This is a genomic window from Cellulomonas sp. B6, assembly GCF_001462455.1.
GTDB lineage: Bacteria > Actinomycetota > Actinomycetes > Actinomycetales > Cellulomonadaceae > Cellulomonas.
In genome coordinates this window covers 1-6,933 of the sequence record NZ_LNTD01000060.1, presented here as the reverse complement: position 1 = coordinate 6,933, position 6,933 = coordinate 1, and the positions used below count along the sequence as shown (strand labels likewise).

Here is a 6,933-nt window from a genome sequence, read left to right as displayed (position 1 = left end):
CGACCCGAGCCCTGCCCCGCAGCCCCGCCGTTCGTGGTTCGCGCGGCACAAGATCCTGACGACGCTCGGCGCCGTGGTCGTCGTGGTGGCCGTGGCGAGCGCGCTGGGCGGTGGTGGCGACGACGCTCCGCCGGCGTCGCCCGCCGCGTCGGCCCCGGCCGGCGACGCCCCGCCGGCCGAGGAGAGCCCGGCGAGCACCGCCGCCGGCATCGGGACGCCGGTCCGCGACGGCAAGTTCGAGTTCACGGTCACCGGGGTCGAGCCGGGCGTGACGCGCGTGGGCGACGACATGTTCGGCCAGGACGCGCAGGGGCAGTTCCTGCTGGTCCACGTCACCGTGACGAACATCGGGGACGAGGCGCAGTACTTCGACGGCAGCAGCCAGAAGCTCACGGACACGCAGGGCCGCACGCACTCCGCCGACACGGGCGCCGCGATCTACCTGGGCGACGTGCAGTCGTTCCTCAACCAGATCAACCCGGGCAACAGCGTGCAGGGCACGGTCGTCTTCGACGTCCCGGCGGACGCCGCTCCCGCGAGCGTCGAGCTGCACGACTCGCCGTTCTCGGGCGGTGTCGAGGTCACGCTCGGCTGAGCGACGACGAGCGGGAGGGTGCGTCGCCGCGGCAGCGCCCTCCCGCCGCTGGCGCGGGTGTCACGACGCCGACTCGGGCAGCCCCGGCACCACGACGTACCCCTCGCCCACCGTCCCCAGCACGACCATCCGCTCGCGCTGCGTCCCCCACAGCCACGCGAGGTACGCGCACACGATCGCGTCGACCTCGTCCTCGAGCCTCTCGAGCACGGCGGGACGCTCGGCGCCGGCGATCTCGGCGCGGATGGACGCCCAGCGTGCGTCGTCGCCGAGCCCGAGGGTGTCGCCCATGACGTCCTCGACGTGGCGGAGCAGCTGCGCCCACGCGGCCTGCCGCACCTGGAGCGATCGCCCCTGCTTCGCCTTGTACGGCAGCACGCGCGGCAGCCCGAACAGCACGACCATCGCCGGGTGCGGGTACACCTCGACCGCCACCGACACCCCGGACGCGGGCCGGATCTCGGGGTCGACGTGCCAGCCGTGCCGCTGCGCGAGGGTCTCGGCACGCAGCGGGTCCATGTGCGGCCGCCCCCGGTTCGAGGGGTGCGCACCGGCGTGGAACCGGCCGAAGTGCCGCGTCACCAGCGCCTCCCCCAGCCGCCGCCCGGTGAGGTTCGGCACGACGAGCGGCGCGTCGACCGCGACGACGACATCCCGTCCCGACGTGTGCCGGTCGAGGACCGCATCGATCTCGTCGTCCGTGCGCACGGACGACGAGTGCACGAGCCGACCACTCCCGTCGAGGACGGCGACGCCCGTGCGGGCCGTCCGCCCCCAGGCGAGGTCGAGGCCGACGTACCTCGTCAGGGCAGCTTCGGATCCGCGCGTGGACGACACCGAGCCAGTGAACAGCGCGGCACCGACACGGGGAACCCTCGTGACGCGCGTCGTCCACAGATCGGATGAATCCATCCCATCTGACACCGAGGAACGGGTACGTTCCGGGCATGCGGATGCAGGGGCGAGCGACGCGCGCAGTGATGGTGGTCGGGTTCGTGGTGGGAGCGGCGGTGGGGTGCACCGGCACCCCGGGAGCGCCGACGACGCCCACGTCGCCGGTGAGCGCCACATTCACGCCCAGCCCCACACCCACCGAACCTGCGCCGGCCCCCACTCCGACAGCGGCCGTCACCACACCGCCCGAACGCCCGGCCGCGATGTCTGAGGCGACTGCCGACGGGGCCGCCGCAGCAGGCGTCTACTTCCTCCGACTCCACTACTACATGTTCGCGACTGGCGATACGGCGGAATGGGAACAGCTTTCAAGCCCCGATTGCGGCTTCTGTGAACGCCGCCTCAGCGCGGCGACCACGATGCACCAAACAGGCAATCACACCGAGAGTGACCCTGTCGGAATCGACGACGCAACCGGCATCGAGATCCTCCCATTCGAGTCGTATTCCGCGACGTTCCGGATGCGCGAGCCCGCCTCTCGCGAGGTGACGTCCTCGGGAGACATCGCGTCGTCATCTGGAGGCGGCCTGTACGACGTCCTCGTCGCCCTCACGTGGTCTGACGGGTGGCGGGTTGACGCGGTCGACATCGCTCGCGGCGAGGGCTAGCCAGGATGTTCCTGATCGCCGCAGTGTTGGCTGCTGCCCTCGCTTCTGGCGGCAGTTCCGTCGATGCAGAGGTCGAAAAATCCGGCGACGCAGTTCGGCTCACCGTCGCGGCGAGTGAGAAGGCAGCCCGCCAGAACGCCGCCGTCGCCCCCGCCGTCCAGCTCTTCCGCTACGAACGCGCACCCCTGTGCCGCGAAGCGGCCGGCATCTGGACACGCGGCTCGGCCGACGGCACCTGCCCCGAGCTGGCCAACACCGCCGGCGCCCTGCGCACCTGCCCCGAGGGCGACAGCATCGTGATGCCCATGTGGCGCCAAGCACGCACGAGCCCCGAGGCGCCCTGGGGCGAGTGGACCCAGATCGACTCCGGCGGCTGCGGCACCGACCTGCTCCCCGAGCTCACCGCAGCCGACTTCCGGCTCCTGCCCATCCCCGCACCCACCCTCACCCTGCAACCCGACCGCGGCTGGGTCCTGGTCAACATCGAGACCATCGTCACCACCAACCCCGACGCCATCACCCTGCGCACCGACCTGCTCGGCCACGGCATCACCGTCGAAGCCACCCCCACCACCTGGACCTACGACTTCGGCGACGGCCACACCCTGACCACCACCAGCCCCGGCCACCCCTACCCCCACCACGACGTCTTCCACGAGTACGAACAACCCGGCACCGCCGCCATCACCCTCACCGCCACCTGGACCGGCCGCTACCTCATCGACGGCACCACCACCTGGCGCGACATCAACGGCACCGCCACCACAACCACCACCAGCACCCCCTTCACCATCGAAGAACGCACCTCCCGCCTCGTCGCCACTCACTGCCACACCCGCCCCAAACCCGCCGACTGCTGAGCCCTGACGCCCCCACGGACGCACGGCGGTGCTCGCCGTGCTCGTGTGCGCGGGCAGCGCCCGCCTCCGCGACGCATCGCGTGCGGGTGCCCCGTCCGGCTCCGACGCGAATCGCGCGTGCCTCCGTGGCGTCAGGTGGCGGGATCGGGGACGCGACGGGCGCCCGCACCACGGGACGCGCGCACCCCTTCCGCCTCACAGGCACCGAGCCGTCCACACCGTCGACGCGCATCACCGTCGTCCACAGATGCCTCACATCCCGTCCACGGCCCGGCCCGGCACCGCGAGGCTCGGGACATGCCGAGACTTCCCCTCCGCGCCCGGCGGACCGCCGTTGCAGCCACCCTGCTCACCGCGCTCATGACCACGTTGCTCGCCTGCACCTCCCCATCCCCGTCGCCTACCGGCAACTCACCTTCCCGGGCCCGGGCGGCCGAGACGACGACACCGACACCGACCACGACCGCCGGGCCGAGCGCCGCCGCGACCCCGACGTCGGTCGCGGTCAGCGAGGAGCCGGACGTGCAGGCAGCCGTTGCAGCGGGCGCCGAGTTCTTCGACGTGTTCGCGACGGCCCTCAACGACGGTGACAGCACCGCCCTGCGCCGCTGGGCTGGGCCGGGCTGCGGGTGGTGCGAGAGCATCGCGCAGCAGGTCGACGCCCAGCGGCAGACCGACGGCTTCACGGGGACAGAGGCTGCGGCGATGGTCCGCCACAGTTTCGACGCCGTCACCACACGTGGCGGGCGCGAAGCGCCGGGTGAGTACGTCGTCGAGGTCGGCGCGGACCACGTCGTCACCACGACCTGGGAGGAGGCCCCGGAGATGTGGCAGATCCACATCGGGGAGCCCGAGCGCCTCGTCCTGGCGCTGGCGCTCACGCAGGGCGACGGCGGTTGGCAGGTCGACGGAGTACGTGTCGTCGAGGGTGGTTGAGGTACGAGGCCGCGCCGCGGTCACGCACCGACCCACCGGCTGCTGAGCCGACCCCGCAGATCCGGCTCAACCGGACACCCCGAGGTGCCGATGCAGCGGCATGCCTGCCGACCGCGCACCCTCGGACCGGAACCCCGCGTTCGCCGACCACGCACCTTCGGACCGGCACCCCGCGTTCGCCGACCGCACCCAGCCGACGGCGCGGCACCCGGGGACGACCCCGACACGGCACCCACGCAGCCGCCGACGCTCAGCCAACCCCGCCCGCGCCCTCGCCGCGTTGGCGACCGTGCTCGTCGTCGCGTGGATCGGCCTCGGACGTCCCACCACGGTGGACGCCCTGACGGCTGCGCTCCCCTGGCAGCAGGTCACCACCACGACCACGGCACCGCCAGCACAAGCACCGGCGGCGGCACCGGCACCGGCACCCGTCGACACGACCGACCTGACCACCCCACCCGCAGACGTCGAGGGCCCGTTCCGCGTGGTCCGCGTCGTCGACGGCGACACGATCGTCGTGGCGCGGCCCGACCGCGAGACGCGGGTACGGCTCATCGGCATCGACACCCCGGAGTCCGTGGCACCCGACCGGCCCGTCGAGTGCTTCGGACCCGAGGCGTCGGCGCGCACCACCGAGCTGCTGGCCGGGCAGACCGTCACGCTGCGCGGCGACCCGACGCAGGACAGCGTCGACCAGTACGGGCGCGAGCTCGACTACGTCTGGCTGCCCGACGGCCGGTTGCTCAACCACGTCCTGGTCGCCGAAGGCTTCGCGGTGGAGCACACCTACGCGGCGCCGTACGCGTACCAGCAGCACCTGCGCGACGCTCAGCAGCAGGCGCAGGACGCCGGCGCGGGCCTGTGGTCAGCGACCACCTGCGGCGGCGTCACCGGCTGACGGCACCGGGCCGGCCTCCGCACCAGGCGCACCCGGCGCACCTAGAGCACCTGGATCACCTGCAGCACCCGGCGCACCCGGCCCCAGCAGCCGGTGCGCGAGCATCGTGGACCCGGCGATCGCGGCGGGCATCGTCGCGACCGCCCCGCCGGGCACGAGGAAGCACAGCTGCGTCGCCGCGCCGAACCCGAGCGCGACCGTGCGCTGCGCACGCAACAACCGGTTGCGCTCGGCGCGCGACAGTCCGCGGGCGACGAGCGCACGCGACGTGAGCTCGTGCGCGAGCACCCACCCGGTGAGCAGCACGCCCGCGACCCAGCCGGCGACGGTCCCGACCACGGGCACCAGACCGAGCGCACCGGCCAGCACGGCGACGACGAGCCCCCGCGCCATGAGCGCGAAACCGTCGACGGCACCCCGCCAGAACCCGGTGTCACCGGTGGGCACCGCGCCGGTCCGGTCCAGCTCGACCGCGCGCCAGATCCGGTCGTAGAACGGCTCGCCGACCGTCAGCGTCAACGCCGTGAACGTCACGACGACGAGCACGACCGCCGCCGCGAGCACCACGGCCTGCGCGACCAGCTCGGCGACCCGCTCCCAGAACGGCGTCCAGTCGTCGGCGAACGGCGTCGCCCAGTCGCCGATCCGTCCGAGGTTGAGCACCAGCACGACGATCGCGGCGAGCATCACGACACCGACGACCGCCGCGGGCACCAGCCCCAGCGCCATCGTCGACGGCCGTCGCCGCCAGAACCTCCACCCGTGCAGGAGCAGCCGGGCACCGTCGAGGAAGTCACTCATCGTGGCGGCAGCGTACGACGACCGCCGGCACCCGTCTCGACCAGCGCACGGAACCTGCGTCCACGACGTCATCCGTCGCACCCCGACCCGGCGACGCACGACCGATCACGGCCTCGCCCCCGGCCGCCGTGACCGACACCGCCCTCGGTCGCGGCCGGAACTCGCAGCAGGCGTCCGACCGCGGGTCACGTACGGCGAGTCGCGGGCTGGCAAGGCGGCGAACCGGACCACCTGCCCGTCTCAGGACGTCGGGTCGTCGCCCGTGGGGTCGGACGGGTAGACGCGTCGCGTCCCGGTGTCCTGGGTGTCGCCGGGCTCGGGGTCACCCGTGGGGCCGTGCGCGCCGGGGAGCGGCTGGTTCTCGGGGTCGTCCGTCTCGGGCCGCTGGCTCGCCGGGTGGACCGTGTCCTCGCTCATCCCCCCACGCTGACCCCGGGTCCCGCACCACGCCAGCGGGCGAGCCGATCCGAGACCGCACCACCCGTGGGAGCACCCGGTCCCTCGGAGCTCACCTCTCGACCCCCGATCGCCCGCCGACCGGCACCGCAGGACGGACGTCCGACCCACCGACGGCGCACCCCCGACCAGTCGCCCACCCCATCGTGTGCGACCGACCGCGCCACCCCCACGATCCCCCACACGGACAATTGACCAAGAAAGACAGACAGAAATCCACCCGCCCCGGGCGCGGGTGAATTCCTCACAAGAATGCCCGCACCCCGGTTCGCCCGGAGCATCATGACGCCATCGGTGCCGCAACGGCGCGCCACCGGGGGGCGCGGCGTCGCGCCATTCACAGCGATCCAGGGGGCGGATCCGCATGACCACTTCATCGACCCGACAGCCCGACGGCGGGGCACCGCTCGACCCGGGCGTGCGGCGCTGGCTCGAGGCCGCGTACCGCGCCGATCTGAGCGCGGTGCGCGTCCACACCGGCGCACGCGCCGCACGGGCGGCGCGTGCGGCCGGCGGTCTCGCCGCGTCCCGCGGCACCGACGTCTTCCTGCCGGACACCCTGCGCCCAGGCACGTCGACCTGGGAGCACGTCGTCGCGCACGAGGTCGCGCACACCCTGCAGGCCCCGCACCGCCGCGGCCCGCACGACGAGGCCCAGGCCGAGGCGTGGGCGCACGTCGCCCTCCACGGCGGCACGGTTCCCGACGGGGCGCACCCGCACGGCCCCGGCGCCCACCAGGCCGCCGACGCCGGCACGTCCCACCTCACCGGGCACCTCACCCAGCACCTCACCGGGCATCTCACCGAGCACCGGACCGGGCCACG

Annotated in this window: 9 protein-coding genes; 6 read left to right on the top strand and 3 right to left on the bottom strand. The window is 73.3% G+C overall.

The annotated features are described in order from the left end of the window. Positions 1-595 (top strand): DUF4352 domain-containing protein (locus tag ATM99_RS04500; RefSeq protein WP_062101734.1); only part of this gene is annotated, 595 nt, incomplete at its 5' end. Positions 596-655: 60 nt separating this feature from the next. Here the strand turns inward: ATM99_RS04500 and ATM99_RS04495 are convergent. Beyond that, positions 656-1,432 (bottom strand): DUF429 domain-containing protein, encoded by a 777-nt coding sequence (locus ATM99_RS04495; protein WP_190278771.1) that lies wholly within the window; start codon positions 1,430-1,432, stop codon positions 656-658. Between the two features lie 110 nt (positions 1,433-1,542). On the opposite strand from ATM99_RS04495, the gene ATM99_RS04490 reads away from it, so the two are divergent. The 4 genes from ATM99_RS04490 to ATM99_RS04475 all read left to right on the top strand — a co-directional run bounded on the left by ATM99_RS04490 (position 1,543) and on the right by ATM99_RS04475 (position 4,851). Then, positions 1,543-2,157, top strand: coding sequence for a DUF6318 family protein (locus ATM99_RS04490; RefSeq protein ID WP_190278770.1), 615 nt, complete (start codon positions 1,543-1,545; stop codon positions 2,155-2,157). A gap of 5 nt (positions 2,158-2,162) precedes the next feature. Then, positions 2,163-3,017, top strand: coding sequence for a PKD domain-containing protein (locus ATM99_RS04485; RefSeq protein WP_062101731.1), 855 nt, complete (start codon positions 2,163-2,165; stop codon positions 3,015-3,017). A gap of 522 nt (positions 3,018-3,539) precedes the next feature. After that, positions 3,540-3,953, top strand: coding sequence for a hypothetical protein (locus ATM99_RS04480; RefSeq protein ID WP_062101730.1), 414 nt, complete (start codon positions 3,540-3,542; stop codon positions 3,951-3,953). Positions 3,954-4,242: 289 nt separating this feature from the next. Further along, on the top strand, positions 4,243-4,851 hold the full coding sequence (locus tag ATM99_RS04475; RefSeq protein WP_223304802.1) for a thermonuclease family protein: 609 nt from the start codon (positions 4,243-4,245) through the stop codon (positions 4,849-4,851). Here the strand turns inward: ATM99_RS04475 and ATM99_RS04470 are convergent. Next, complete coding sequence (locus ATM99_RS04470; protein ID WP_082659268.1) at positions 4,819-5,652, bottom strand: EI24 domain-containing protein; 834 nt, start codon at positions 5,650-5,652, stop codon at positions 4,819-4,821. The two genes, ATM99_RS04475 and ATM99_RS04470, sit on opposite strands and share 33 nt — an antisense overlap. Before the next feature lie 240 nt (positions 5,653-5,892). After that, positions 5,893-6,069 (bottom strand): hypothetical protein, encoded by a 177-nt coding sequence (locus ATM99_RS19215; protein ID WP_190278769.1) that lies wholly within the window; start codon positions 6,067-6,069, stop codon positions 5,893-5,895. Positions 6,070-6,472: 403 nt separating this feature from the next. Between ATM99_RS19215 and ATM99_RS18815 the strand changes: the two genes are divergently transcribed. Continuing rightward, positions 6,473-6,933: DUF4157 domain-containing protein (locus ATM99_RS18815; protein WP_150118120.1), on the top strand; the 461-nt coding region annotated here is incomplete at its 3' end.